The organism is Rhodoferax sp. (assembly GCF_028689295.1).
Lineage (GTDB): Bacteria > Pseudomonadota > Gammaproteobacteria > Burkholderiales > Burkholderiaceae_C > Rhodoferax.
Window position 1 is genome coordinate 49,181 of record NZ_JAQTWL010000012.1, and the last position, 25,421, is coordinate 74,601.

The following is a 25,421-nucleotide window of genomic DNA, read 5'->3' on the forward strand; positions in this document are numbered from 1 at the left end:
CAACATGACGGTTAACCTGCTCGATCTCGATCTTGAAGGCCTGACCGTCTTTTGCGAGCGGTTGGGTGAAAAGCGCTTTCGCGCCGTGCAACTGTTTCGCTGGATTCACCAGAAGGGCGCGCGTCAATTCGACGACATGACCGACTTGGCAAAATCCCTGCGGGAGAAGCTCAAGACCTGCGCCAAAGTTGAGCCGCTTGCGGCCGTCTCGCAGCATATTTCATCGGACGGCACCATTAAATGGCTGTTCGACGTGGGTGGCGGCAACGCCATTGAGACGGTTTTCATTCCCGAGGAAGATCGTGGCACCTTGTGCATTTCTTCCCAGGCTGGATGCGCCGTCGGTTGCCGGTTTTGCTCAACCGGGCACCAGGGCTTCAGCCGCAACCTCACCACCGGTGAAATTGTGGCTCAGCTCTGGTTTGCCGAGCATTTTTTGCGTCAACGCCTGCAGCGCGATGAGCGCGTCATCTCCAATGTGGTGATGATGGGCATGGGCGAGCCGTTGCAGAATTACGGCGAACTGGTGCCTGCCTTGCGCGTGATGCTTGATGACCATGGCTATGGCCTCTCCAGGCGCCGGGTGACGGTGTCAACCTCGGGTATTGTGCCCATGATCGACCGTTTGGCGCAAGACTGCCCGGTGGCGCTGGCAGTGTCCCTGCACGCGCCCAATGATGCGCTGCGCGACACCTTGGTGCCGCTGAACCTGAAGTACCCCTTGGCGCAACTGGTTGCGGCTTGCCATCGCTATCTGGCTTTCGCGCCGCGCGATTTCATTACCTTTGAATACTGCATGCTCGAGGGTGTCAATGACACCGACGCCTGCGCCCGTCAATTGGTTGAGCGGATCAAGGCCCATCCGGGGGCCTGGTGCAAATTCAACTTGATCCCGTTTAATCCCTTTCCGGCCTCAGGCTTGCTGCGCTCCAAACCCGAGCGTGTGCAGGCCTTTGCCAGCATCCTCAATGATGCGGGCATCACCACCACGATTCGCAAAACTCGCGGTGATGACATTGATGCGGCCTGCGGTCAGCTGGCCGGCGATGTCAAGGACCGCACCCGGGTGATGCTCCGGATGGAACGCAACAGAACTTTGCGGCCTCATTCCCTGCAAGATTTGACCAAAACGGTCACAGGAGTATCAGCATGAACCGGATGATGATTGTCTTTCAGCGCTGCTGCTGGTTGCCATGTCTGTTCATGGCCCTTATGGGTGGCGCCATGTTGACGGGCTGCGCCAGTATTTCTGACTCGGGCGCTTCCAGTCGCAAAGATCTTGTGACGGATTCAGACGAATCCAGCGACCGGAAAAGGGCGCGCATCCGGGTGGAACTGGCGATGGGCTACCTCGAGCAAGGCAAAACTGCCATTGCGCTCGACGAAGTCAAACTGGCGCTGGCCGCCGATCCCAATTTTGCAGATGCCTACAACTTGCGCGGGTTGATTTACATGCGTCTCAATGAATTTCCTCTGGCGCAGGACAGCTTTATGAAAGCGCTCTCGATACGTTCCGGCGACGCTAATATTTTGCACAATCTGGGGTGGTTGCGGTGCCAGCAGGCGCGCTATCCGGAGGCCTTGGCTGATTTTTCCAGGGCCTTGGCAGACCCGGCCTATGGCGAACGCTCCAAAACCTACATGGCCCAGGGGCTCTGCCAGATTAGGGCGGGGCAACGGCGTGAAGCCGAGCAAAGCCTGCTCAAATCGTTTGAGTTCGATGCGTCCAATCCCGTCACCGGATACAACCTGGCCAAACTGCTGTTCCAGAATGGCGAGTTTGCCAGAGCCCAGTTTTATATCCGCCGCCTCAATAACAGCGAATGGGCCAACGCCGAGTCGCTTTGGCTCGGCATCAAGGTAGAAAATCGGATAGTTGACCAGGTCGCGCTGCTGCAACTGGCCAACCAGTTGGAGAAGCGCTTTCCGCAGTCCAAGGAGGCGGCCGCATACCGCCGTGGTGCATTTGATGAGTGAGTCTTTCCAGATTGGTCAACCGCAGCCTGCGGTCGAACCGGTGTTCGGCGGCGCTTCAGCCGGTGCTTTGTTGAAAGCTGCGCGCGAGGCGCAGGGCCTGCACATCGGTGCCTTGGCGGTCATGCTGAAAGTGCCCGTGCGCAAGCTTGAAGCCCTGGAGGCCGATCGCCTTGACGAACTATTGGACATGGTCTTCACACGTGCCCTGGCTGCCAGTGTCTGTCGGGCGCTCAAGATCGATCCGGCAGCCGTGCTGGCAGCCTTGCCGCAGTCCGAAAAGCCCGGCGTCAAGACGAGTGCAGCGAACCTGAACACCCCATTCAAAACAGATCAGTTTGCCTTGGGGCAGCAACTCAAAAGCAGACTCACGAGCCCGCTGGTTCTCGGCGCGGGGCTGCTGGTGCTAGGGATCGTTGCGATTCTCTTTTGGCCCGATCTCCAGAGATTTGATGTTGTCTCCAAGGACGTGGCCAACCCTGAATTCCAGACCAGCCAGGTGACGACGTCGGTCATGCATGAACCGACAGCAAGCGCTGTCGTGAAGGCGAGGCTTTCGGCGGTTTCCCAAAACCTGGCCTCGACGGGACAAGAGACAGTTCCAAGCGCTGCGGATACCCCGGCTGCGGGTGCTGAAACCCTGACGCTGCAATCGCGCGGCAGCTCCTGGGTCGAGGTTACCGACGCCAAAGGCCTGCTGCTACTGCGTAAAACCCTGGCGCCCGGTGAGCAGATTCGACTTGCCGGTGCCCTGCCCTTGTCGGTGGTGTTGGGACGGGCCGACGAGGTAGAGGTGAGCGTGCGCGGTCAGCGTCTGGATGTGACTGCCAAGACCAGGGACAACGTCGCCAGATTCGAGGTGGAGTAATGCAAAGCAGCCTGCCCATTCCCATGTCCAGTGCGGCGTCGCGTCGCTCACGCCAAGCCCGGATTGTCTGGGGCCAGCGCACCGTGACGGTGGGCGGCGATGCGCCGGTGCGGGTGCAGTCCATGACCAATACCGACACCGCCGACGTGATCGGCACCGCGATTCAGGTCAAGGAACTGGCGCTGGCCGGCTCGGAACTGGTGCGCCTGACGGTCAACACGCCCGAGGCCGCGCAGGCAGTGGCACTCATTCGCGAACAACTCGACCGCATGGGCATCGACGTGCCGCTGATTGGCGACTTTCATTACAACGGCCATCGGTTGCTGACCGATTTCCCCGAGTGCGCGCAGGCCCTGTCAAAGTACCGCATCAACCCCGGCAACGTGGGCAAGGGCGACAAGCACAACCGCCAGTTCGGCGTCATGATCGAAGCGGCGATACGCTGGAACAAGGCGGTGCGCATCGGCGTCAACTGGGGCAGTCTGGACCAGGAGTTGCTGGCCGACCTGATGGACCAGAACAACCGCCGTAACCCGCCCTGGGGCGCCAAGCCGGTGATGTACGAAGCCCTGATCACCTCGGCGCTGGACTCGGCGCAGCAGGCGGTGAATTTGGGCTTGGACCCGAACCAGATCATCCTGTCGTGCAAGGTCAGCGGCGTGCAGGATCTGATTTCGGTCTATCGAGAAATGGCCCGGCGCAGCAATTACGCATTGCACCTGGGCCTGACCGAAGCCGGCATGGGTACCAAGGGGGCGGTGGCGTCGGCCGCGGCCCTGTCGATCCTGTTGCAGGAGGGCATTGGCGACACGATCCGTGTTTCCCTGACGCCGCAACCTGGCGAGTCGCGCACCCAGGAAGTGGTGATTGCTTCCGAGATTCTTCAAGCGCTGGAACTGCGCTCCTTTGTACCCAGCGTGACTGCCTGCCCGGGCTGTGGTCGTACCACCAGCACCACCTTCCAGGAGCTCACCCATCAGATTGAAACCTTCCTGCGCGCCCAGATGCCGGTCTGGCGCAGCCAGTACCCGGGCGTTGAAAAAATGAAAGTGGCGGTGATGGGCTGCATCGTCAACGGCCCCGGCGAAAGCAAGCAGGCCGACATCGGCATCAGCCTGCCCGGCACCGGTGAGGCGCCCGCCGCCCCGGTTTTCATCGACGGTGAAAAACGCCTGACCCTGCGCGGTGAGCGAATAGCGCAAGAGTTCCAGGTGATTGTGGAAGACTATGTAAAGAAACGCTTTGGCACGCAAGCTACAGCATCCCTCTGATTTGACGTGTCATGACTGAACCCACTCAATCCAAGATAGAAAAACTCACTGCCGTAAAGGGCATGAACGACGTGTTGCCGCCCGATTCGGCCGCCGTCGAGTGGCTCGAAGCCAAGGTGCGCGCCCTGATGGCGCGTTACGCCTACCGCAACATCCGAACACCCATCGTCGAACGCACCCCTTTGTTCATCCGCGGGCTGGGTGAAGTGACCGACATTGTCGAAAAGGAAATGTACTGTTTCGAGGACCGCCTCAATGGCGACCCGCTGACGCTGCGCCCCGAGGCCACCGCCGGCGTGGTGCGCGCCGCGCTGGAACACAACCTGCTGTACGAAGGCGGCAAGCGCCTGTATTACATGGGGCCGATGTTTCGCCATGAACGACCGCAAAAAGGCCGCTACCGCCAGTTTGACCAGATCGGCGCCGAGGCGCTGGGCTTTGCCGGGCCCGAGGTCGATGCCGAGCTGATTCTGATGGCGCAGGCCCTGTGGCAGGAAATCGGCCTCACCGATGTGCGTCTGGAACTCAACAGCCTGGGCCAGGCACAGGAACGGCTGGAGCACCGCAGGGCGCTCATTGCCCACTTTGAACACCACGCCGAACAACTCGATGAAGACGCCAAACGTCGTCTTTACAGCAATCCGTTGCGTATCCTCGATAGCAAAAACCCGCATATGCAGGCTCTGGTGGAAGCCGCGCCCAAGCTGCTCGACTTTTTGGGTGCTGAGTCGCTGGCGCATTTCAAGGCCCTGACCGATATTCTTGAGGCCAATGGTGTCGCCTACCGCGTCAACCCGCGGCTGGTGCGCGGCATGGACTATTACAACCTGACGGTGTTCGAGTTCGTCACCGACCGTCTGGGTGCGCAGGGCACGGTGTGTGCAGGTGGCCGTTACGACTATCTGTTCGAGCAGTTGGGCGGCAAACCGGCGCCCGCCGTAGGTTGGGCACTGGGCGTTGACCGTGTGTTGGCCCTGGCCAGGGGCGCGGGCCTGCCCGATCTGAGCCCAACGCTGGATGCCTACGCCGTGGTGACTGATGCCTCGGCCCTGCCTCTGGTTTTGTCAACCCTGCAGGCATTGCGCGCGGCAGGCATCAGTGTGCAGATGCATGCCGGCGCCGGCGCTGCCATGAGCAGCATGAAGAGCCAATTCAAGCGCGCCGATGCCAGTGGTGCACGTTTTGCGCTGATTTTCGGCCCCGATGAAATCCTGGCCCACCAAGTCACGGTCAAACCCCTGCGCGACGCCGACGCCAGCCAGCAAGTGCATTCGCTGGCCGATGTGGCCGACTGGGCCGCCACCCTACAATCAGCCGCTTAACCGGAACCCCCCATGGCCAACCAATTAGACCTTGAAGAACAAGAACAACTTGACCAGATCAAGCATTTCTGGAAGCAGTATGGCAACGCCATCACTTGGGCGCTCATTGTCGTTTTGGGCGCCTTTGCCAGCTGGAATTTTTACCATTATTGGCAGCGCAGCCAGGCCCAGCAGGCGGCCGCATTGTTCGATGAAATGGATCGTGCCGTGCAGGCGGCTGACGCAGCACGCATGGACCGTGTTTTCAGCGACATGAAGGACAAATTTTCTTCCACCGCCTATGCGCAGCAAGCTGGCCTGCTGGTGGCCAGGCAGTACATCAATCTGGACAAGACCGATGCCGCCAAGTCGGCGCTTGTCTGGGTGGCAGAGAAATCTGCCGACCCCGGCTATCAGGCGTTGGCGCGCTTGCGCTTGGCTGCCATTGCCATGGAATCCAAGAAATTTGACGAAGCCTTGAGCCTGTTGAACAACGCTTATCCGGCCAGCTTCGAAGCGCTGGTGGCCGATCGGAAAGGGGATGTCTTCGTCTTGCAGGGTGACAAGGCCAAGGCGGTTGTCGAATACGACAAGGCTTACCGCCTCTTTGATTCGCGCGCCGAATACCGGCGTCTGGTCGAGGTCAAACTCAATGCGTTGGGCGTCGATGTCGGGCCTCAAGCCAAAGTGGCCTCTGCGGCCGGAAAGTAATTCATCATGGCACATCTTTTTTCAGCCCTGTCGTTGTGTCGCCTCTTGATGCCGGTGTTGGTCGCAGCGTTGTCGGCATGCGCCAGTGGGCCGGAGCAAATCAAACCGGCAGAATTGGGCGTAAACCCGTCGCTGCTTGGCGTGCGCACGGTCTGGACCAGCAAAGTTGCACCGGTCGATTTTCCCTTGCAGGTCAAGGTGAATGGCTCCACGGTGATGCTCGCTGGAGCAGACGGTGTGGTGCAATCACTCGACGCGCGCACCGGTGCGCAGCTGTGGCGCGTCGAGGTAGGCGCGACGATCTCCGCCGGTGTGGGCAGCGACGGCCGCTTTGCCGCCGTGGTCACGCGCAACAATGAACTGGTGGTGCTGGAGGCCGGCCAGGTGCTTTGGCGCGCGCGTTTGCCTGCTCAGGTCTTCACCGCCCCGCTGGTGGCCGGCGAGCGCGTCTTTGTGCTCGGGGCCGATCGCGGTGTGGCAGCCTTCGACGCCAGAACCGGGCGCAAGCTGTGGCAACAGCAGCGCCCCGGCGAAGCGCTGGTGTTGCGCCAGGCGGGCATCCTGATGCCAATGGGCAATACCTTGGTGGCCGGACTGGCGGGTCATCTGGTCGACATGAACCCCCTTAACGGCAACGTGGTGTGGGATGCGGCACTGGCCTCGCCACGGGGCACCAATGACATTGAACGCCTGGTGGACCTGGTGGGCGGTGTCAGCCGTCAGGGCAACGAGGTTTGTGCGCGCGCCTTCCAGAGCGCCGTGGGTTGTGTCGATGCGCTGCGCGGTTCGGTCATCTGGAAGCGCCCGGCGGTTGGCACTGTGGGCTTGCAGGGTGACGATGTGCATGTGTACGGCGTCGAGGGTGATGGTACCTTGCTCGCCTGGCGCCGCACCGACGGCGAACCGGTCTGGACCTCGGAGCGGCTGCGTTACCGTACCCTGAGTACCCCGCTGGTTTTGGGGCGCTCGGTAGTGGTGGGCGATGCCACGGGACTGGTGCACTTTGTGTCGCGCGCTGATGGCACCCCCCTGACCCGCCTGTCAACCGATGGATCAGCCATTACCGTCGCACCGGTGGCGGCCGCTGGCACGCTGGTCGTGGTGACGCGAAATGGCGGTGTTTACGGTTTCCAGCCTGAATAACACGCACGCTTTCACGGATATCACGGCATGAAACCTGTATTGGCATTGGTCGGGCGACCCAACGTCGGCAAATCGACGTTGTTCAACCGTCTGACCAGATCGCGCGATGCCATCGTGGCAGATTTTGCGGGTTTGACGCGCGATCGTCACTACGGAAATGGCAAACAGGGTAAACACGATTACATCGTGATTGACACCGGCGGTTTCGAGCCCGATGCCAGCGCCGGCATTTACAAGGAAATGGCCAAACAAACGCGCCAAGCCGTGGCCGAGGCCGATGTGGTGATTTTTCTGGTCGATGCCCGTGCTGGTGTTTCGGCCCAGGACCATGACATTGCCAACTACCTGCGGCGTCTGGGCAAACCCTGTTTGCTGGTCGCCAACAAGGCCGAAGGGCTGCTCGCAGGCAGCCAACTGGTCGAGTTCTATGAACTGGGGCTGGGTGAAGTGCATGCGGTATCGGCCGCCCATAACCAGGGCGTCCATACCCTGGTCGAGTTGGCCCTGCAAACGATACAGCCCGGTGAAGAAGAGGCTGAAGAAGCAGAACAACCCGGCGTCATCAAACTGGCGGTCGCCGGTCGGCCGAATGTCGGCAAATCCACCCTTATCAATGTCTGGCTGGGCGAAGAACGCCTGGTGGCATTTGACTTGCCCGGCACCACGCGCGATGCAATTTCGGTGCCGTTCGAGCGCAATGGGCAAAAGTTCGAACTGATCGACACGGCGGGTTTGCGCCGCCGCGGCAAGGTGTTCGAGGCCATCGAAAAGTTTTCGGTGGTCAAGACCCTGCAAGCCATCGAGTCCGCCCATGTCGTATTGTTGCTGATCGATGCCACGCAGGGCGTCACCGATCAGGACGCCCACATTGCCGGTTACATTCTGGAAAATGGTCGCGCCGTGGTGCTGGCCGTCAACAAATGGGACGCGGTGGACGAGTACCAGCGCGAATTGGTCAAGCGCTCCATCGAGACCCGCCTGCCTTTCCTGAAGTTTGCCAATCTGCACTTCATCTCGGCGCAAAAACGTCAGGGACTTGGGCCATTGTGGATTTCCATTGCGCAGGCTTACAAGGCGGCCAATTGCAAAATGTCAACGCCGGTGCTGACGCGGCTGTTGCTTGAAGCGGTGCAATTCCAGAGTCCCAAACGTGCCGGCATGTTCCGGCCCAAATTGCGTTATGCCCACCAGGGCGGTATGAATCCGCCGGTCATCATCATCCACGGCAATTCCCTGGAGCATGTGACAGACGCTTACAAGCGTTTTCTGGAAGGGCGTTTCCGCCAAGCCTTCGATCTGGTGGGTACGCCCTTGCGCATCGAGTTGAAGACGTCGAGCAATCCTTTCGCCGACAAAACAGCGTGAACCGCGCCGGTCGCCGCTGCCAGTCCATTTCTTGAGGATTTAGGCGGCAGCTGCCAGGATTGCGGATGTCACTGTGGTATCGTCACTGCTTCTTAAATTTCCGAACACGGAGAATATCGTGAATAACAAAGGCCAACTCTTGCAAGATCCATTTCTGAACACGTTGCGTCGGGAGCATGTGCCCGTGTCAATTTATTTGGTCAATGGCATCAAACTTCAAGGTCAGATCGAGTCGTTCGATCAGTACGTGGTGCTCTTGCGCAACACCGTGACCCAAATGGTTTACAAACACGCGATTTCGACCATTGTGCCCGGTCGGGCCGTCAATTTCTCAGTCGCTGAGGGTGAACAACCTGCAGCAGCCTGAACGCCCCATCGCTCCCGCCTTGCTGGTGGGGGTCGATTTGGGTCTTCCCTTTTTTGATGCGCAACTCGAAGAGCTGGGGCTGCTGGCCCAGACGGCCGGGCTGACGCCTGTTGCGCGGCTGACCTGCAAGCGCAAGGCGCCAGATGCGGCCCTCTTCATCGGCAGTGGCAAGGCCGATGAGATCAAGGAGCTAGCCACCCAACTGGGTGTGCAGGAAATTCTTTTCGACCAAAGCCTGAGTCCGGCGCAGCAGCGCAACCTGGAGCGTCATCTCGAACTGCCGGTCAACGACCGCACGCTGTTGATCCTGCAAATTTTTGCCCAGCGCGCGCGCAGCCACGAAGGCAAGCTGCAGGTCGAGCTGGCCCGCTTGCAGTACCTGAGCACCCGCTTGGTGCGGCGCTGGTCGCACCTGGAACGGCAAAGCGGCGGTATCGGCATGCGCGGCGGTCCGGGTGAATCGCAGATCGAACTCGACCGGCGCATGATCAGCGACAACATCAAGCGCATCAAGGAGCGGCTGGTCAAGGTCAAGCGACAGCGGACCACCCAGCGCCGCCAGCGCTCGCGGCGCGATGCCTTCAACATCTCTCTGGTAGGCTACACCAACGCTGGCAAGTCCACGCTCTTCAACGCCCTGGTCAAGGCGCGCGTCTATGCGGCGGACCAATTGTTCGCCACGCTCGATACCACCACCCGGCAGTTGTACCTGGGCGAATTGGGGCGCGTAGTGTCCTTGTCGGACACGGTCGGTTTCATCCGCGACTTGCCGCACGGCCTGGTCAATGCGTTTCAAGCCACCTTGCAGGAAGCCGTTGATGCCGACCTGTTGCTGCATGTTGTTGATTTTTCCAGCTCGAACCATGTCGAGCAAATCGCCGAGGTGCAACGCGTGTTGTCTGAAATCGGCGCCGCCGACATTCCGCAGTTGCTGATTTTCAACAAACTCGATCAAATCGATCCTGCCCTGCGACCCACTGCGCTACAGGACATTTACGATCTGGCCGGGGTGGCCACGCCGCGCGTGTTTTTGAGCGCGCAGACTGGCGATGGTTTGCCCCTGCTGCGTCAGCTGCTGGTGGAGAAAATTCAGGGCTCTTCAGCGGAGCCTTCGTCGCCAGATTTCCATGCAAGTCATGAGGCTGGCACCAGTTTCGGCACAATGGCGGCAAAACAAATATGAGTGATTCGATGAAACTTCAACGACCTACTTTCGGCCTGGCCTTGTTGCCATCCCGGCTGCGTGGCATGTTCAACCTGAATGACCCGCGCTGGGGACGCTCAGACGACAAGCCCGGCACGCCTGATCCGCAGGGTTCTGAACCACCCCCCGAGCAAGCTCCCGAGGGAACACCTCCGCCCAATCCGCCGGAACGCGGCCCCAGGCGGGGAGCCAACCAGGGTCCGCCTGATTTGGATGAGTTGTGGCGTGACTTCAACCGCAAACTGGGTGGCCTGTTCGGTAACGTCAAAGGCGGTGGCCGCGGTGCCACGCCCATCCGTGGCGGTGGCGGCGGTTCGGGTGGTGGCGGTGGTTTTCAGCCCGACATGAAAAGTGCCGGTATCGGCATGGGACTGGTGGCCGCCGTCGCGGTTTTGATCTGGCTCGGCACAGGCTTTTTCATTGTGCAGGAAGGTCAGCAGGCTGTGATCACCCAGTTTGGCAAGTACCACTCCACCGTGGGGGCCGGTTTCAATTGGCGCCTGCCTTACCCGGTGCAGCGCCATGAGTTGATTTTTGTCACGCAAATCCGCTCCGTCGATGTCGGACGCGACGTCGTCATCAAGGCCACCGGTTTGCGCGAATCCGCCATGCTGACCGAGGATGAGAACATTGTCGAAATCAAGTTTGCGGTGCAGTACCGGCTCAATGATGCGCGCGCTTTCCTGTTCGAAAGCAAGAACCCGGCCGACGCCGTGGTGCAGGCTGCCGAGACGGCGGTGCGTGAGGTGGTCGGCAAGATGAAAATGGACAGTGCCCTGTCCGAAGAGCGTGACCAGATCGCCCCGCGGGTGAGGGCCATGATGCAGAAAATCCTCGATCGCTACAAGGTCGGCATTGAAGTGGTCGGCATCAATCTGCAGCAGGGCGGTGTGCGCCCGCCCGAGCAGGTGCAGGCTGCGTTCGACGATGTGCTCAAGGCCGGCCAGGAGCGCGAGCGCGCCAAGAACGAAGCCCAGGCCTACGCCAACGACGTCATTCCGCGTGCCGTGGGTGCGGCCTCACGCCTGAAGGAGGAAGCCGATGCCTATAAATCCCGCATCGTGGCGCAGGCGCAGGGCGATGCGCAGCGCTTCAAGTCGGTGCTGGCCGAGTACCAGAAGGCGCCACAGGTCACGCGTGACCGCATGTACATTGACGCCATGCAGCAGATTTACAGCAGCGTCACCAAAATCATGATCGATTCCAGGCAGGGTTCGAACCTGCTCTATTTGCCGCTGGACAAGCTGATTCAGATGACCGGACAAGTGGCTGAAGATACCGCTGCCGTGCCGGTGACCGTATTGCCCAACCCCGCCAATGCCGCAGCCGCGATTCCGGACGCGCGCACCCGTGATGCGTCGCGTGACCGTACCCGTGAAACCCGATAGGAGCCACGCATGAATCGCATTGGATTTATTTTTTCAAGTATCCTTTTTGCTCTGGCTATTCTTAGCTCGATGCTCTTTGTGGTGGATCAGCGCCAGTTTGGCGTGGTGCTGGCCCTGGGCCAGATCAAGGAAGTGATCACCGAGCCGGGTCTCAACTTCAAATTGCCGCCGCCCTTTCAAAACGTGTCCTACATCGACAAGCGTCTGCTCACGCTCGACAGCACCGACAACGAACCGGTGCTGACCGCTGAAAAGCAGCGGGTCGTCATCGACTGGTACGTGCGCTGGCGCATTTCCGAGCCAACCGAATACATTCGCAACGTCGGCACCACCGAGGCGGCCGGCGCCAGTCAGCTCAACCGGGTGGTGCGCAATGCCTTCCAGGAGGAAGTCAACAAGCGCACCGTCAAGGAACTGCTCTCGGCCAAGCGCGAAGAGGTCATGGAAGACGTCAAAAAAGAGGTCTTGAGCCAAGTGCGCGGCGCCAAGCCGTGGGGCGTCGATGTGATCGACGTGCGCATCACCCGGGTCGATTACGTGGATGCCATCACCGAGTCGGTTTACCGCCGCATGGAAGCCGAACGCAAGCGCGTCGCCAACGAACTGCGCTCGACCGGTTTTGCCGAAGGCGAAAAGATCCGCGCCGATGCCGACCGGCAGCGTGAAATCACGGTGGCAAATGCCTACCGCGATGCGCAGAAATTCAAGGGCGAGGGCGATGCCGAAGCGGCCCGTCTGTATGCCGAGGCTTTTGGCCGCGACCCCCAGTTTGCCCAGTTCTACCGCAGCCTGGACGCCTACAAATCGACATTTTCCAAAAAGAGCGACGTGATGGTGCTCGACCCCTCCAGCTCAGATTTTTTCAAGTCCATGCGCGGTGGCCTGGTCGCCAGTCCGAAAAAATAACAGGGGCTGGCTTGAACGGCACCACCTTTTGGCTGGCCATGGCACTGGTGCTGGTAATTGAAGGTTTCATGCCTTTCATGTCGCCCGGCACCTGGCGCCAGACCTTCGTCCAGATTCTCAAACTCAGCGACGGCCAGTTGCGATTTTTTGGTTTATGCAGTCTGCTGCTCGGTGTGGCGCTGATTTGGTGGCTGACCTGACTGATTGCCGAACTTTTGCCCGGTAAAATCACGGTTTTAATAGCCTGCGAAAAATCACATGTCCGCCTGGGTTCTGCCGGATCACATTGCCGATGTCTTGCCTTCCGAGGCCCGCCACATCGAAGAACTTCGCCGCGACTTGCTCGACACTGCCCGCAGCTATGGTTACGAGCTGGTCATGCCGCCTCTGCTCGAACACCTCGAATCGCTGCTCACCGGCGCCGGCGAGGCCCTCGACCTGCAAACCTTCAAGCTGGTGGACCAGCTATCTGGCCGCATGATGGGTCTGCGCGCAGACTGCACGCCGCAAGTGGCGCGCATCGACGCCCATTTGCTCAACCGCGCGGGCGTCACCCGTCTGTGCTACTGTGGACCGGTGCTGCATACCCGCTCGGGCTCGCCCCATGCCACGCGTGAACCGCTGCAACTGGGCGCTGAAATCTACGGCCACGCCGGGCTGGAAGCCGACATCGAGATCCTTTCGCTGGCTTTCGACTGCCTCAAGGCAGCTCAGGTGCAGTCCCCCAGCATCGATCTGGCCGATGCCAGGCTGGTCAAAGCCCTGCTCGCCGATGTGCCGCTAAGCGCCCCCCGGCTGGCTGCCTTGCACGCGGCGCTGGCGGCCAAGGACAGTGCCGAACTGAAGGGCCTGGCCCGTGATTTGCCAGACCAGGTGCGCCAGGGCTTGCTGGCCCTGGTGCAACTGTATGGCGATGAAGGCGTGCTGGCCGAGGCCGAAAAGGCCTTGCCGTCCCTGCCTGCCGTGCGTGAGGCGCTGCAGGGCCTGAAACAATTGGCGCAGCACCTGCCGGCTGCCAGCGTCACCTTCGATCTGGCAGATTTGCGTGGCTACGCGTACTACACCGGTGCCCGGTTTTCCATTTATGTGCCAGGTGCCAGCAGCGCCTTGGTGCGCGGGGGCCGTTACGATGAAGTGGGGGCCGTGTTTGGTCGTAACCGTCCCGCTGCTGGTTTCAGTCTGGACCTGAAAGTGCTGGTGGCGGTGGTGGCGCCGCGTGCCTTGCAGGCTGCCATTCGCGCCCCCTGGCGCGATGACGCCGGTCTGAATACGTCCATTGCCGCTTTGCGCGCAAGCGGCGAAATCGTGGTGTGCGTGCTGCCGGGTCATGAAAGTGAAGTAGATGAGTTCCATTGCGACCGCGAGCTCATCGAAGCCGCCGGGCAATGGGTTGTTCAAGCGATGAATTGAAACAGAAAAGCGAAGCAAAAAATGACAGCTATCAAAGGACGTAACGTGGTCGTCGTCGGCACCCAATGGGGCGACGAAGGCAAAGGCAAACTGGTCGATTGGTTGACCGAGAGCGCCCAGGGCGTGGTGCGTTTTCAGGGCGGCCACAACGCCGGCCACACCATTGTGGTGAACGGTGTCAAGACCGCGCTGCACCTGATTCCCAGCGGCATCCTGCGTCCCGGGGTCAAGTGCTACATCGGCAACGGCGTGGTGTTGTCCGCGGCCAAGTTGTTCGAGGAGATTGCCAATCTCGAAAAAGCGGGCGTTGACGTGCGCTCCCGGCTGCGCATCAGCGAGGCTTGCCCCCTGATCCTGCCGTTCCACGCGGCGCTCGATGTCGCCCGTGAAGCCGCGCGCGAACAGGGCGGCAGCGAAAAAATTGGCACCACCGGGCGCGGCATCGGCCCGGCCTACGAGGACAAGATCGCCCGGCGCGCCCTGCGCGTGCAAGACCTCAAGTTTCCCGAACGGTTTGCCAACAAACTGCGCGTGCTGCTGACCCTGCACAACCATGTGCTGACCTCGTTTTTGGGTTCGCAAGCGTTCGACTTCGGCCCCACGCTGGCGCCCTACATGAAAGACGGCGAAGTGCTGTTCGACGCGGTCTATGACGAGGCCATGCGCCACGCCGAGTTGCTCAAGCCCATGATGGCCGACGTCTCGCGCGAGCTCAATGACGCCTATTCGAAGGGTGAAAATCTGCTGTTCGAAGGCGCGCAGGGCACCCTGCTCGACGTCGATCACGGCACGTACCCGTTTGTCACCTCCAGCAACTGCGTGGCGGGCAATGCGGCCGCCGGCGCCGGTGTCGGCCCCGGCATGCTGCACTACATCCTGGGCATCACCAAGGCCTATTGCACGCGTGTCGGCGGTGGCCCGTTCCCGACCGAACTCGATTGGGAAGTCAAAGGCACACCCGGCTGGCACATGAGCACCGTGGGCGCAGAAACAGGCGTCACCACCGGGCGCAGCCGTCGCTGCGGCTGGTTCGATGCCGCTTTGCTCAAGCGCTCCGCGCAAGTGAATGGTTTGACCGGCCTGTGCATCACCAAACTTGACGTGCTCGACGGCTTGAAGGAACTCAAGCTGTGCACCGGTTATGAACTCGACGGTGAAGTGACCGATATTCTGCCCATGGGGGCTGACGATATTGCCCGTTGCGTGCCCATTTACGAAACCCTCGAAGGCTGGAGTGTGAGCACCGTGGGTGTAACGCAGTACGACCAGTTGCCCGCCGCCGCACGCCTGTACCTGCAGCGCATCGAGCAGGTCACCGGCGTGCCGGTGCACATCATCTCGACCAGCCCGGACCGTGAGCACACCATCATGATGCGCCATCCCTTTCTGGCCGATTGACCCTTTTCCGAATTCCGTTCGATCTGCATCAACAACGATTATTTGAGGGGCAACCATGTTGACCGAAGACGGCAAGCACCTGTATGTGAGCTACGACGAATACCATGGCCTGATCGAAAAACTGGCCATCAAGATATTTCAGTCGGGCTGGGAATTCGACACCATCTTGTGCCTGGCACGCGGTGGCATGCGCCCCGGTGACATCTTGTCGCGGGTGTTTGACAAACCGCTGGCCATCATGTCCACCAGTTCTTATCGGGCCGGGTCGGGCACCGAGCAGGGCAACCTCGACATTGCGCACTACATCACCACTCCCAAGGGCGAGATCGCCGGACGGGTGTTGCTGGTTGATGACCTGGCAGACTCGGGTCTCACACTGCATGCTGTGATGCACCAGCTCAAAAACAATTACAAACCCATCACCGAGCTGCGCAGCGCCGTCATCTGGACCAAGTCTCTGTCCAAGTTCACACCCGATTATTCGGTTGAATTCCTGCCGACCAACCCCTGGATTCACCAGCCGTTCGAGGGCTACGACAGCTTGCGCCCGGAGCAACTGATCAAAAAGTGGAGCGTTTGACGCGCATTTGTTGTTGCCATGGCTGACCTCACCACCACCCTGATCCATCACCCCTACCAGCCCCCGCCCGGGTTTGCCGCGCCGCAGCCTGGCGTGTTCAAGGCCTCCACGGTGTTTTTTCCCAATGTCGCCGCCATGCGCGAGTTCGACTGGAAAGACAAGTCTGCCTACACGTATGGGTTGCACGGCACGCCCACCACCTACACCCTCGAAGAACGTCTTTGCACGCTCGAAGGCGGCGCCCAATGCCTGCTGGTGCCCAGCGGTCTGGCGGCCATCGCCACGGTGGCGCTGGCGTTGCTCAGGAGCGGCGACGAGGTGCTCATTCCCGACAACGCCTACGGCCCGTCCAAAGCCCTGGCCGAGGGCGAGTTGACGCATTGGGGCATCACGCACCGCTATTTCGACCCGATGGACCCGGCCGATCTGGCCGCCAAAATTTCGTCTCGAACCAAATTGGTCTGGCTGGAGGCGGCGGGCTCGGTCACGCTGGAGTTTCCTGACCTGCGCGCACAGGTCGGCATTTGCAAGGCGGCAGAGGTACTCTGCGCCCTCGACAACACCTGGGGCGCCGGGCTGGCGTTCAAACCCTTCGACCTCGCACCGGGTGCGCAGCATGCCTTGGCCGTCGATATCTCCATCCATGCCCTGACCAAGTACCCCAGCGGTGGCGGCGATGTGCTGATGGGCAGTGTCATCACCCAGGATGAGCGCCTGCACATGAAGCTCAAGCTGTGCCACATGCGTCTGGGGCTGGGCGTCGGCGCCAACGATGCCGAGAGTGTGCTGCGGGCCTTGCCCAGCCTGGCCCTGCGCTACCGCCAGCACGACGAAACCACCCGTACCCTGGCGCAGTGGTGCCTGCAATGCGAGGAGTTTGCCCAGGTGCTGCATCCGGCGCTGCCGCAGTCCCCCGGCCATGCGCACTGGCAGGCGCTGTGCGGCAATGCTCCTGGGGCGGCGGCAGGTTTGCTCAGCGTGATCTTCAAGCCCGCCTACAACCAGCAGCAGGTCGATGCTTTTTGCGATGCCCTGCAACTCTTCAAAATTGGCTACAGTTGGGGCGGTCCCATGAGCCTGGTCATGCCTTACCAACTTGAAACGATGCGCTCAAGCTGGCCGGCGCATCTACAGCCGGGAATTCTGGTGCGTTTTTCCATCGGTCTGGAGTCGGCTGCTGACTTGCAGGCTGACCTGCTAAAAGCCCTGCGCGGCTAAAATGAAACCATTAACTTGAAAGAACTACTTGGCAACTCCTAATTACGGTTACGAAAAACGTCAGAAAGAACTGGCGAAAAAGAAGAAAAAAGAAGAAAAGCTCAAAGAGAAAGCGCAGCGCAAAGCGGGCGAGGGCGGTCCTGAAGAAGTCAAGGACGACGCGCCGGATCAACCTGCTGAAGACGCTGCTGCCTGAATCCCGTTCGGGCCGTCAGGAACGCGCCCGTGTCAGGCTGGTTCTGACTGGCTTGTCATCAGTTGGTTCGCCAACTTTGCCATGGAAGCTGCTGACCGGTCTGCCGGGTTCAGATTCCCGGCTTGGCCAAATTGCACAAAGTTGCGCTGCATCGACTGCAGGTAGGCCGGGTCGTAATGTTGCTGCAGCAATTCCAGCACCACCTCGGCAAATTGCCCCGTCCTGGCCTGGTCTTGCCAGCGTTCCACCACGGCGCGGCCTCTGAGCACCACCAGGGCCGACAAACGGTTGCAGAAATATTCCACATCGCGCGTCAGGTAGTCATAGTCTTCCAGCAACAGCCCCACGCGTTCGGCATCGGGCAGTTGCAGGTTCAGGCAGGGGCTGCTGCGCATGGCCTCGATCAAGGCCGTGGGCACCGACAAATTGCCAACTTTTTTGCTTTCGCTTTCAACGAAAATTGGCAGTGCAGCATTGAAACTGCGCAAGCGCTCCCAGATCAGCGTGTCAAAGCGTTTTTGCGTCGGTTGCGCCAGTCCGGGCATGGCGCCCAGTACCGAGCTGCGATGGTTGGCCAGCGCTTCCAGATCGAGCACCTGCGCCCCTTGTGCCGCCAGCGCCTGCAGCAGCCGGGTTTTGCCGCTGCCGGTTGGGCCGCAAATCACCCTGAACGAAAAGCCCGGCACGCGCGCCACGGTGTCGTGCAACAGCGCCGCCCGGAAGGCCTTGTAGCCGCCTTCCACCAGTGTCACGCGAAAGCCGATCTGGCTCAGGATCAGTGCCAGCGAGCCGCTGCGCTGGCCGCCGCGCCAGCAGTAGGCCAGCGGTTGCCAGTCGCGCGGCTTGTCGATCACTTCGCGCTCGATGTGGGCGGCGATGTTGCGCGCGGCTTTTGCCGCGCCGCGTTTGCGGGCTTCAAAGGGGTTGACCTGCTTGTACAGGGTGCCGATTTCAATGCGCTCGGCATTGTTCAGCGTCGGCCAGTTGATGGCGCCGGGCAGGTGGTCTTCAAGGTACTCGGCTTCACTGCGGGCATCGATGATGGCATCGAAGTCGGCCAGCCGGGCAATGACCTCGGCCGCGCTGAGAGGCGTCAGACTCATCGCAGGCCTTTCTTGAGCGCAGGCCAGACGTTGGCCAGCATGCGCGGATGGGCTTCTTCCCTGGGGTGGATGCGGTCGGCCTGAAACCACGCCATGCTGTCGGGTGCATCGGCGATGCCCTTGAGTAAAAACGGCACCAGCGATGCCCGAGTGGATTTGGCCACCTCGGCATACATGTCGGCAAAGCGCTGACCGTAGTCGCGGCCATAGTTGGGCGGCATCTGCATGCCCAGGAACAGCACCCGGGCGCCACCATGCTGCGCCTGGCGCGTCATGGCCAGCAGGTTGTCGCTGGTCAGGGCGAGCGGCAAGCCGCGCAGTGCATCATTGGCACCGAGCTCGATCACCACCAGCGTGGGCTGGTGCTGCATCAGCAAGGCGCCCAGACGGGCACGGCCGCCCGAGGTAGTGTCGCCACTGATGCTGGCATTCACCACCTTGGCGCTGATTTTCTCGGTTTTCAGTTTCTGCTCCAGCAACCCCACCCAACCACTGCCGCGCTTGAGGCCGTATTCAGCGCTCAAGGAGTCACCCAGCACCAGAATGGTGTTGGCGGGGCGCGCCGGCGAGCTGGCAGCGGCCAGCGCGCTGCTGCAAATCCCGCTGCCAGCGAGGATTGCCGCGATCACGATACAGTGGCGTCGGTTTAAATGTATTTGTTGCAAAGAAAAGTTCATGTCTGATGTCATCATCTCGGTAGAGCACGTATTCAAGTCGGTGACCGATGCCACCGGCACCCTGGAGATTTTGCAGGACATCGATTTTGCCCTGCAGTCGCGTGAAACAGTGGCTATTGTCGGTGCTTCGGGCTCGGGCAAGAGCACGCTGTTGTCGATCATCGCCGGCCTGGACACGCCCAGCGGCGGCACCGTGCGTCTGGCCGGACAGGACCTGTTTGCCATGAGTGAGGACGACCGTGCCGCGCTGCGCGCCGAGAAGCTCGGTTTTGTGTTCCAGAGTTTTCAATTGCTGGGCAACCTGACGGCGTTGGAAAACGTCATGCTGCCGCTCGAACTTGCGGGCCGTCGTCAGGCGCGCAAGCTGGCCACCGAGATGCTGGCGCGCGTGGGCTTGGCCGAGCGCCTCGCTCATTACCCCAAGGTGCTCTCGGGCGGCGAACAGCAGCGGGTGGCGCTGGCGCGGGCCTTTGTGGTGCAACCCGCCGTGTTGCTGGCCGACGAGCCCACCGGCAGTCTGGACTTTGCCACCGGCGAGAAGGTGATGAGCCTGATGTTTGACCTCAACCGCGAGCTAGGCACCACGCTCTTGCTGGTCACCCATGACCGCGCCATGGCAGAACGCTGCACGCGCAGCATCACGATCGAAGCGGGCAGGGTGGTGGCAAGCCCGGTCTGAATCGTGACGGCGACGTTGTCAGCCAAAACAGGCATGTGAGGAGGCAGAATGGGGGCATGAAAAATAATTCACACGCCATTTCGAGCCAATTTTTCCCACTGCTTGGTCTGGCCTGGCTGCTGGGCGCGTCCGCGGGATGGGCGCAGAGCGTCACGGGGGTTTCAGAAAACGACTTTCTCGCCGAGATGCCGATCGTGCTGTCGGTGTCGCGACTGCCGCAGCGCCTGGACGAAACACCGGGTGCGGTCACCATCCTGGACCGCGACATGATCAGGCGCTCCGGCGCCCGCGATGTGCCGGATCTGCTGCGGCTGGTGCCTGGTTTCCAAACCAGCATGGCTTTTGAAGCTGATGCGCCGCAGGCCAGTTACCACGGTGTTTTTGGTCTTTACTCTGGCCGGATCCAGGTGCTGGTGGACGGCCGCTCGGTTTACTCGACCTATGTGGTCGGCAGCGTTGCACCAGGCCTGATGTCGATTGCGCTGGAAGACATCGAGCGCATCGAGGTGTTGCGTGGATCCAATTCGGCGACTTACGGTGCGCGCGCGATGCTTGGCGTGGTCAATATCGTGACCCGGAACACCTTGGCCTCCCTGGGGGTCACGGCCAAGGTCAGTCAAGGCGAAAACGGCATCAAGGACACCCGGCTCGGGCTGGGCTGGCGCTTCGAGAACAGCGGCATGCGGCTTGGCATCGACCAGCAGGGCGACGACGGATTGTCCGGGTCCAACGGCCACAACCGGGTCAGGCGTGTAAATTTCAGGTCGGACTGGCGCGTGTCGGGCGACACCGAGGTCCAGGTGCGTGCCGGCTGGATGGACATCGCTGCCGGGCGTGGCTTTGCAAACAAGGTGGACGAACCCTTGCGCGACACCTCCTATGATTCCGGTTTTGTGCAAATCGATTGGAACAAGGTGCTCAGCCCCGAGCAGGACCTGGCCCTGATGTTTGCTCACAATCAGGAAACCTACCGCGATGTTGCGCCTTTCCTGCCGATTCCCGGACTGGATATTGATTCCAGCGGCACTGCTCGCAACGATTCCCTGACGGCGCAGCACACGGTGCGGCTGGGCCAGGATGTGCGCATGGTCTGGGGAGCAGAACTGCGCCGCGAGTCGGTGACTTCGCTGCCGCTGTACCACGCGCCCGAGCCACTGGTGACCGATTTCGGGCGCCTGTTCGCTCATGCCGAATGGCGCCTGCACCCCGAGCTGTTGCTCAATGCAGGTGCCATGGCCGAGCACAGCAGTGCCAGCGGTTCCAGTTTGGCGCCCAGGCTGATGCTGAACTGGCACGTCATGCCCGGCCAGACACTGCGCGCCGGCATGGCCAGGTCGTTCCGACCGCCCAGCGTGTTCGAGACCGATAGCGATATTCGCTACACGGTCAACGGCAAAGTATTGAAAATCACTTTTTTGGCGCGCGGCGACGTGACTCCCGAGACGGTGCTCACCCGCGAGCTTGGCTACTACGGCAGTTTTTCCTGGTTGAACTCAAGCCTTGATGTTCGTATTTTTGATGAGTACATGAGCGGTTTGATTCAATCCAAAAAATATACGGCGCAGGTTGAAGACCGGTTCTTTCCCGGCGTCGTTGACTACGTCAATGGCGACAACCTTTCGTTGCGCGGCCTGGAGTTTCAGTGGAAGGGCCGCCCCTGGCCGGGTGCCCAGTTGGGTTTCAATCAGACCTTTGCAAAATTGGTTCTTCCTGGCCAACCGACCAACGAAGAATTACCTAACACGATGCCGGACTCTGCCAGCAGCCTGTTCTTCTCTCAACAATTCTCCGGAGGCTGGAGTTTTTCCATGAGTCATCAGAACAGCAACCCTTTCAGGCTGCAAAGATCAGGTAAGTACAAACAATTCATCACCCGAACCGATTGGCGCCTGAGCAAGCCTCTTCGTTTTGGCCGACACGCGGGTGAAGTCGCGCTCACGGTGCAAAACCAGGGGTCTGCTCAAGCCGACTTCTTCGAGTCGTTTGCATTCGAGCGGCGCGCCTATGTCACCCTGCGGCTCGATAACTGAGTGTTGACTTCTGCATGACCCTGCGCTGGCATGTGTTCCTCATCGGGCTGACCCTGAGCCTGTTGTCCTGGCTAGCGCAGGCGCAGGCGCCCGGAGTCAGGGTGGCCATTGTCAGCAGTCAAACCAGCGCCCCCTACATGGACGCCGCCCAGGCCCTGATCAGGCAGCTTGAGAGCCAGGGTGTGCCGCGTTCCTCGATTCAGCTGTACAACCCGGCTGACTTGGCCAACATGCCCGAGGCAAGCCTGACGACTCCCAAGGTCTGGGTGGCGCTTGGCACGCAGGCGTCTGCGGCCATGGGCAAATCCAGCCTGAAAGCGCCTGTGCTCAGTGCCCTGGTTCCGCGCAGCGGATTTGAGCGTGTGCTGCGCGAAACCGGACGCAAGCTTTCGCCTCAGTTCAATGCGGTTTATCTGGATCAGCCACTGCAGCGCCAGATGGCCTTGATTCGCTTGGCACTGCCACGCGCCAGGCATGTTGGCGTCTTGCTGGGACCCGATTCCTGGTTCAGGGCATCTGCTTTGCTGGCGGCCGCCGGTGCCAACGGCCTGGCTCTGCGGGTAGCCCGGGTGGAGGACGACAGCGTGCTGTTTTCTGCCTTGCAGTCTGTCCTTGAGGACAGCAGTGTTTTGCTGGCACAGGCCGATCCGCTGGTATTCAACGGCAACAGCATTCAGAACATCCTGTTGACCACGATCCGGGCCAATGTTCCCATGGTCGCTTTTTCGCCTGCCTATGTGCGTGCCGGCGCGCTGCTCGCCTTGTACAGCACTCCGGTCCAGGCGGGCACCCAAGCTGCCCATTGGGTGCTCGAAGTGCTGGCCATGCGCTCGCTGCCAGAGCAGGCGGTGGAGCCGGACGATTTTGAAATCAGCGTCAACGAGCAGGTGGCCAGGGTGTTTGGGCTGTCGCTGGATGCCCCGTCACTTCGGCTGGCATTGAAACGACAGGAGCAGCGGCCATGAAAACGCTTGATATCCGGAAGCGGATGCTGTTGGCGGCACTGCTGCCCGTCATGCTGCTCGGTCTGCTGCTGTCGGGCGTGTTCCTGATGAATCGTTTTGAAGACATCAACGACAGCTACCAGACGCGCACCAGCGCCGTGGCTCGCCAGCTTGCCTTGGCCAGTGAATTTGGCCTGTTTGCAGCCAATCAGTTGCAATTGCAGACGATTGCCCGCGGCGCTTTGCGTGAGCCTGACTTGCGCTGGGTCGGAATTTTGGACCGGGAGGGGCGCCTTCAGGCCAGCGCGGGCGATGCCGGCAGCGCAGGCGTGCCGACCGTCACCAATTTGGCAGCGCAAATTTTGGGTGACCAGGAGGCGCTCCATGTCATACAGCAAACGGTGTATGCCAACGGCCTCAAGCTGGACGATGTGTATGAAGATTCAAACAACGCCAACAGCGCACAAGCGGCGCCTCTGGGTCAGGTGGTTGTGAAGTTTTCACGCCAGTCGGTGACAAAGAAAAAAAATGATATCTTGCTTTTGGGCGGGCTGATCAGTGCTTTGGGAATCTTGTTCGGGGCGGTGCTGGCGGTCAGGCTCAGCGCTGGTGTGATCCGCCCAACGATGCGGGTGTCGAATTTGATCGAGCGCATCGGGCATGGTGATTTTGCCGCTGCCGCCCGGGTGCAGAGGTTTACACCGGTGCATGACCCGCTGTACGGTATGCAGGAAAACCTGATGCGCATGTCAGATCGACTGGCCCATGTGCAGCAGGACCTGGAGAAAAAAGTGGCCACGGTCACGCAAGCCTTGCGTGAAAAAAAGGAAGACGCCGAGCAGGCAACGCAGGCCAAATCCAGATTTTTGGCGGCCGCCAGTCACGATTTGCGACAACCCATCCACGCGTTGGGCATGTTTGTCGCCCGCCTGGCCCAACTTTCGCATGATGGGCCAACCCGTCACCTGATTGGCAACCTTGAGGCTTCGGTGCGCGCGCTGCAAAATTTGCTCGACGGCCTGCTCGACATCTCTCGTCTGGAGTCCAAAGCTGTCCAGATCAGGCTGCAACAGTTTCCCTTGATGGACCTGTTCGACCGCCTCGATCAGGATCTGGCGCCGATCGCGCTCGACAAGGGCCTGAGGCTCCACATCCGTCCCTGCCCGGTTTGGGTGCAAAGCGATCCGGTCCTGCTTTACCGGATTTTGCTCAACCTGATGGGCAATGCCTTGCGTTACACAGAAAAGGGCGGCGTGGTGGTGGCTTGCCGGCGCACAAGTTCGGCCACGCTCGTGAACATCGAAGTCTGGGACAGCGGCCTGGGCATTGCGCCAGAACATCAGCAGGCGGTGTTCAAAGAGTTTTATCAGGTCGGCAATCCCGAGCGCCAGAGCGGCAAGGGTCTGGGCCTGGGCCTCAACATTGTGCAGCGAAGCTGTCAATTGCTGCATCATCCCTTGCAGCTTGCGTCACGTCTCGGGGTGGGCACCCGCTTGCGCCTGACGCTGCCGATGGCGGCACGTCCGACAGCGCAGGCCTTGTCGACACTGGCCGAAGCGCCCCAGGAACAGGGTGGACAAGGCTGCACCGTGCTGGTTGTCGAAGACGACGATCTGGCGCGCGAGGCCCTGGTCGGCCTGTTGCAAAGCTGGGGTTACCAGGCGGCCCAGGCGAATGGCCTGAACGACGCGAAGCAGGTGCTTCAAAACGGTTTTGTGCCTGAGCTGATCATCAGCGATTACCGACTCGACGGTGCCACTCACGGTATGGAGGTGATTGTGCAACTGCGCCGACAGCTGGCCCGCCAGGTGCCCGCCTGCCTCATCAGTGCGGACACTGATCCCGAGCTGCTGCAGACGGCGCAGGCCGCGCAATTGACCTTGTTGCACAAGCCGGTGCGCCCGGCCAAATTGCGCAGCTTGATGAACCGCTTGCTGGCAGTTCAGGGACTGCGCGACGAAAGCTGATCATAGCCCCAGCGTTTGGCCGCCAGCACGGCCTGGGTCCGGGTGCTGGTGCCAAAGATCCGCAATATATTGCTGACATGAAACTTCACGGTTTCAGCGCCCATCGACAGTTGCTCACTGATTTGCCGGTTGGTCAGGCCGCTGAGCAGCAAGCCAAGCACATCTTGCTGGCGCGGGCTGAGCACAGGCGGTGCGCTTGTTTTGATGTGGGCACCATAAATTTCTTCGCCCAACGGACTGAAATTGGACGGGTGGTAAGTTTCACCCGCCAAAATCTTGCGCAATATCGTCAGCATGGTGTCGCTCAAACTGGACTTGGTGACAAAACCAGCCGCCCCGAGGTCCCGCGCTTGCTGGATGACGCTGGGATTGGCCGAGCCTGACAAAATCACGACCGGCAGCTCCGGGTGCCGTTGGCCGAATATTTCCAGGGCCGTCAGGCCACTCATGTCGGGCAGCCGATAATCGAGCAGCACCAGGTCCAGATCCGGATTGAAATGGGCCAGCTCAAAGGCCCGGGAGCAAGTGGCTGCCTGCAGTACCTCGGTGGCTTCCCCAGGATGGATCCCTTGCAGCACTTGGCACAGCCCTTCCCGGACCAGAACATGATCGTCAACCACGAGAATCTTCACGATTTGCGCCTTGGGGTGTTCATACAATCCAATTTTGAAAAGCAGATTGAAGCCTACAAGGGCTGATCCGCTCTATTTATCATACAAGA

General features: G+C 60.6%; 25 protein-coding genes. 22 read left to right on the top strand and 3 right to left on the bottom strand.

The genetic code is table 11. From position 1 onward, the window contains the following. Nucleotides 1-4 precede the first annotated feature (4 nt). From rlmN to PHF15_RS11495, 18 genes are all read left to right on the top strand, one after another. Nucleotides 5-1,153, top strand: a complete 1,149-nt coding sequence (gene rlmN, locus PHF15_RS11410; protein ID WP_300121250.1) for a 23S rRNA (adenine(2503)-C(2))-methyltransferase RlmN — start codon at nt 5-7, stop codon at nt 1,151-1,153. Continuing rightward, nucleotides 1,150-1,977, top strand: a complete 828-nt coding sequence (gene pilW / locus PHF15_RS11415) for a type IV pilus biogenesis/stability protein PilW (protein WP_300121251.1) — start codon at nt 1,150-1,152, stop codon at nt 1,975-1,977. Before rlmN ends, pilW begins: the two co-directional genes overlap by 4 nt. Continuing rightward, nucleotides 1,970-2,842: a RodZ domain-containing protein gene (locus PHF15_RS11420; protein WP_300121252.1), complete on the top strand. Its 873-nt coding sequence runs from the start codon at nt 1,970-1,972 to the stop codon at nt 2,840-2,842. The genes pilW and PHF15_RS11420 overlap by 8 nt, the downstream gene beginning before the upstream one ends. Beyond that, on the top strand, nt 2,842-4,113 hold the full coding sequence (ispG, locus tag PHF15_RS11425; RefSeq protein ID WP_300121253.1) for a flavodoxin-dependent (E)-4-hydroxy-3-methylbut-2-enyl-diphosphate synthase: 1,272 nt from the start codon (nt 2,842-2,844) through the stop codon (nt 4,111-4,113). Before PHF15_RS11420 ends, ispG begins: the two co-directional genes overlap by 1 nt. Before the next feature lie 35 nt (nt 4,114-4,148). Then, the gene (gene hisS, locus PHF15_RS11430) at nt 4,149-5,435 is read left to right on the top strand and encodes a histidine--tRNA ligase (RefSeq protein ID WP_300121323.1); all 1,287 of its coding nucleotides are present in this window, start codon (nt 4,149-4,151) and stop codon (nt 5,433-5,435) included. Nucleotides 5,436-5,447: 12 nt separating this feature from the next. Beyond that, nucleotides 5,448-6,125, top strand: coding sequence for a tetratricopeptide repeat protein (locus tag PHF15_RS11435; RefSeq protein WP_300121255.1), 678 nt, complete (start codon nt 5,448-5,450; stop codon nt 6,123-6,125). Nucleotides 6,126-6,131: 6 nt separating this feature from the next. Then, a complete protein-coding gene (gene bamB / locus PHF15_RS11440; protein WP_300121257.1) occupies nt 6,132-7,268 on the top strand; it encodes an outer membrane protein assembly factor BamB in 1,137 nt (378 codons plus the stop codon). 27 nt (nt 7,269-7,295) lie between these two features. Next, nucleotides 7,296-8,633 (top strand): ribosome biogenesis GTPase Der, encoded by a 1,338-nt coding sequence (gene der, locus PHF15_RS11445; protein ID WP_300121259.1) that lies wholly within the window; start codon nt 7,296-7,298, stop codon nt 8,631-8,633. A gap of 118 nt (nt 8,634-8,751) precedes the next feature. Then, nucleotides 8,752-9,000 (top strand): RNA chaperone Hfq, encoded by a 249-nt coding sequence (gene hfq, locus PHF15_RS11450; protein ID WP_300121261.1) that lies wholly within the window; start codon nt 8,752-8,754, stop codon nt 8,998-9,000. Continuing rightward, on the top strand, nt 8,978-10,183 hold the full coding sequence (gene hflX, locus PHF15_RS11455) for a GTPase HflX (protein ID WP_300121263.1): 1,206 nt from the start codon (nt 8,978-8,980) through the stop codon (nt 10,181-10,183). The genes hfq and hflX overlap by 23 nt, the downstream gene beginning before the upstream one ends. Nucleotides 10,184-10,191: 8 nt before the next feature. Further along, nucleotides 10,192-11,592, top strand: coding sequence for an FtsH protease activity modulator HflK (hflK, locus tag PHF15_RS11460; protein WP_300121265.1), 1,401 nt, complete (start codon nt 10,192-10,194; stop codon nt 11,590-11,592). A gap of 9 nt (nt 11,593-11,601) precedes the next feature. Then, entirely contained in the window at nt 11,602-12,498 is an 897-nt protein-coding gene (gene hflC / locus PHF15_RS11465) for a protease modulator HflC (RefSeq protein WP_300121267.1), read from the top strand. A gap of 11 nt (nt 12,499-12,509) precedes the next feature. After that, on the top strand, nt 12,510-12,698 hold the full coding sequence (locus tag PHF15_RS11470; protein WP_300121269.1) for a DUF2065 domain-containing protein: 189 nt from the start codon (nt 12,510-12,512) through the stop codon (nt 12,696-12,698). A gap of 58 nt (nt 12,699-12,756) precedes the next feature. Then, nucleotides 12,757-13,908: an ATP phosphoribosyltransferase regulatory subunit gene (locus PHF15_RS11475; protein ID WP_300121272.1), complete on the top strand. Its 1,152-nt coding sequence runs from the start codon at nt 12,757-12,759 to the stop codon at nt 13,906-13,908. Nucleotides 13,909-13,929: 21 nt separating this feature from the next. Beyond that, a complete protein-coding gene (locus tag PHF15_RS11480; RefSeq protein WP_300121273.1) occupies nt 13,930-15,306 on the top strand; it encodes an adenylosuccinate synthase in 1,377 nt (458 codons plus the stop codon). Between the two features lie 55 nt (nt 15,307-15,361). Next, complete coding sequence (locus tag PHF15_RS11485) at nt 15,362-15,886, top strand: phosphoribosyltransferase family protein (RefSeq protein ID WP_300121275.1); 525 nt, start codon at nt 15,362-15,364, stop codon at nt 15,884-15,886. Nucleotides 15,887-15,904: 18 nt separating this feature from the next. Further along, nucleotides 15,905-17,104, top strand: a complete 1,200-nt coding sequence (locus PHF15_RS11490) for a PLP-dependent transferase (protein WP_300121277.1) — start codon at nt 15,905-15,907, stop codon at nt 17,102-17,104. A 28-nt stretch (nt 17,105-17,132) separates the two neighbouring features. Beyond that, complete coding sequence (locus PHF15_RS11495; protein WP_300121279.1) at nt 17,133-17,300, top strand: hypothetical protein; 168 nt, start codon at nt 17,133-17,135, stop codon at nt 17,298-17,300. Between the two features lie 32 nt (nt 17,301-17,332). Here the strand turns inward: PHF15_RS11495 and mnmH are convergent, their stop codons facing one another. Together mnmH and PHF15_RS11505 are read right to left on the bottom strand one after the other, a co-directional pair. Next, entirely contained in the window at nt 17,333-18,403 is a 1,071-nt protein-coding gene (gene mnmH, locus PHF15_RS11500; protein ID WP_300121281.1) for a tRNA 2-selenouridine(34) synthase MnmH, read from the bottom strand. Then, nucleotides 18,400-19,032 carry an arylesterase gene (locus PHF15_RS11505; protein WP_300121284.1) on the bottom strand — a complete coding sequence of 211 codons (633 nt, stop codon included), beginning with the start codon at nt 19,030-19,032 and terminating at the stop codon, nt 18,400-18,402. Before PHF15_RS11505 ends, mnmH begins: the two co-directional genes overlap by 4 nt. Nucleotides 19,033-19,078: 46 nt before the next feature. Between PHF15_RS11505 and PHF15_RS11510 the strand changes: the two genes are divergently transcribed. The 4 genes from PHF15_RS11510 to PHF15_RS11525 are packed head-to-tail and all read left to right on the top strand — an operon-like array spanning nt 19,079 to nt 24,700. Next, nucleotides 19,079-19,759, top strand: a complete 681-nt coding sequence (locus tag PHF15_RS11510; protein ID WP_300121286.1) for an ABC transporter ATP-binding protein — start codon at nt 19,079-19,081, stop codon at nt 19,757-19,759. Between the two features lie 56 nt (nt 19,760-19,815). Next, nucleotides 19,816-21,789, top strand: a complete 1,974-nt coding sequence (locus tag PHF15_RS11515) for a TonB-dependent receptor (RefSeq protein WP_300121288.1) — start codon at nt 19,816-19,818, stop codon at nt 21,787-21,789. 14 nt (nt 21,790-21,803) lie between these two features. Further along, the gene (locus tag PHF15_RS11520; RefSeq protein WP_300121290.1) at nt 21,804-22,754 is read left to right on the top strand and encodes an ABC transporter substrate binding protein; all 951 of its coding nucleotides are present in this window, start codon (nt 21,804-21,806) and stop codon (nt 22,752-22,754) included. Beyond that, entirely contained in the window at nt 22,751-24,700 is a 1,950-nt protein-coding gene (locus PHF15_RS11525; protein ID WP_300121291.1) for an ATP-binding protein, read from the top strand. The genes PHF15_RS11520 and PHF15_RS11525 overlap by 4 nt, the downstream gene beginning before the upstream one ends. Here the strand turns inward: PHF15_RS11525 and PHF15_RS11530 are convergent. Further along, nucleotides 24,676-25,332: a response regulator transcription factor gene (locus PHF15_RS11530; RefSeq protein WP_300121292.1), complete on the bottom strand. Its 657-nt coding sequence runs from the start codon at nt 25,330-25,332 to the stop codon at nt 24,676-24,678. The genes PHF15_RS11525 and PHF15_RS11530 overlap by 25 nt on opposite strands. Between the last annotated feature and the right edge of the window lie 89 nt (nt 25,333-25,421).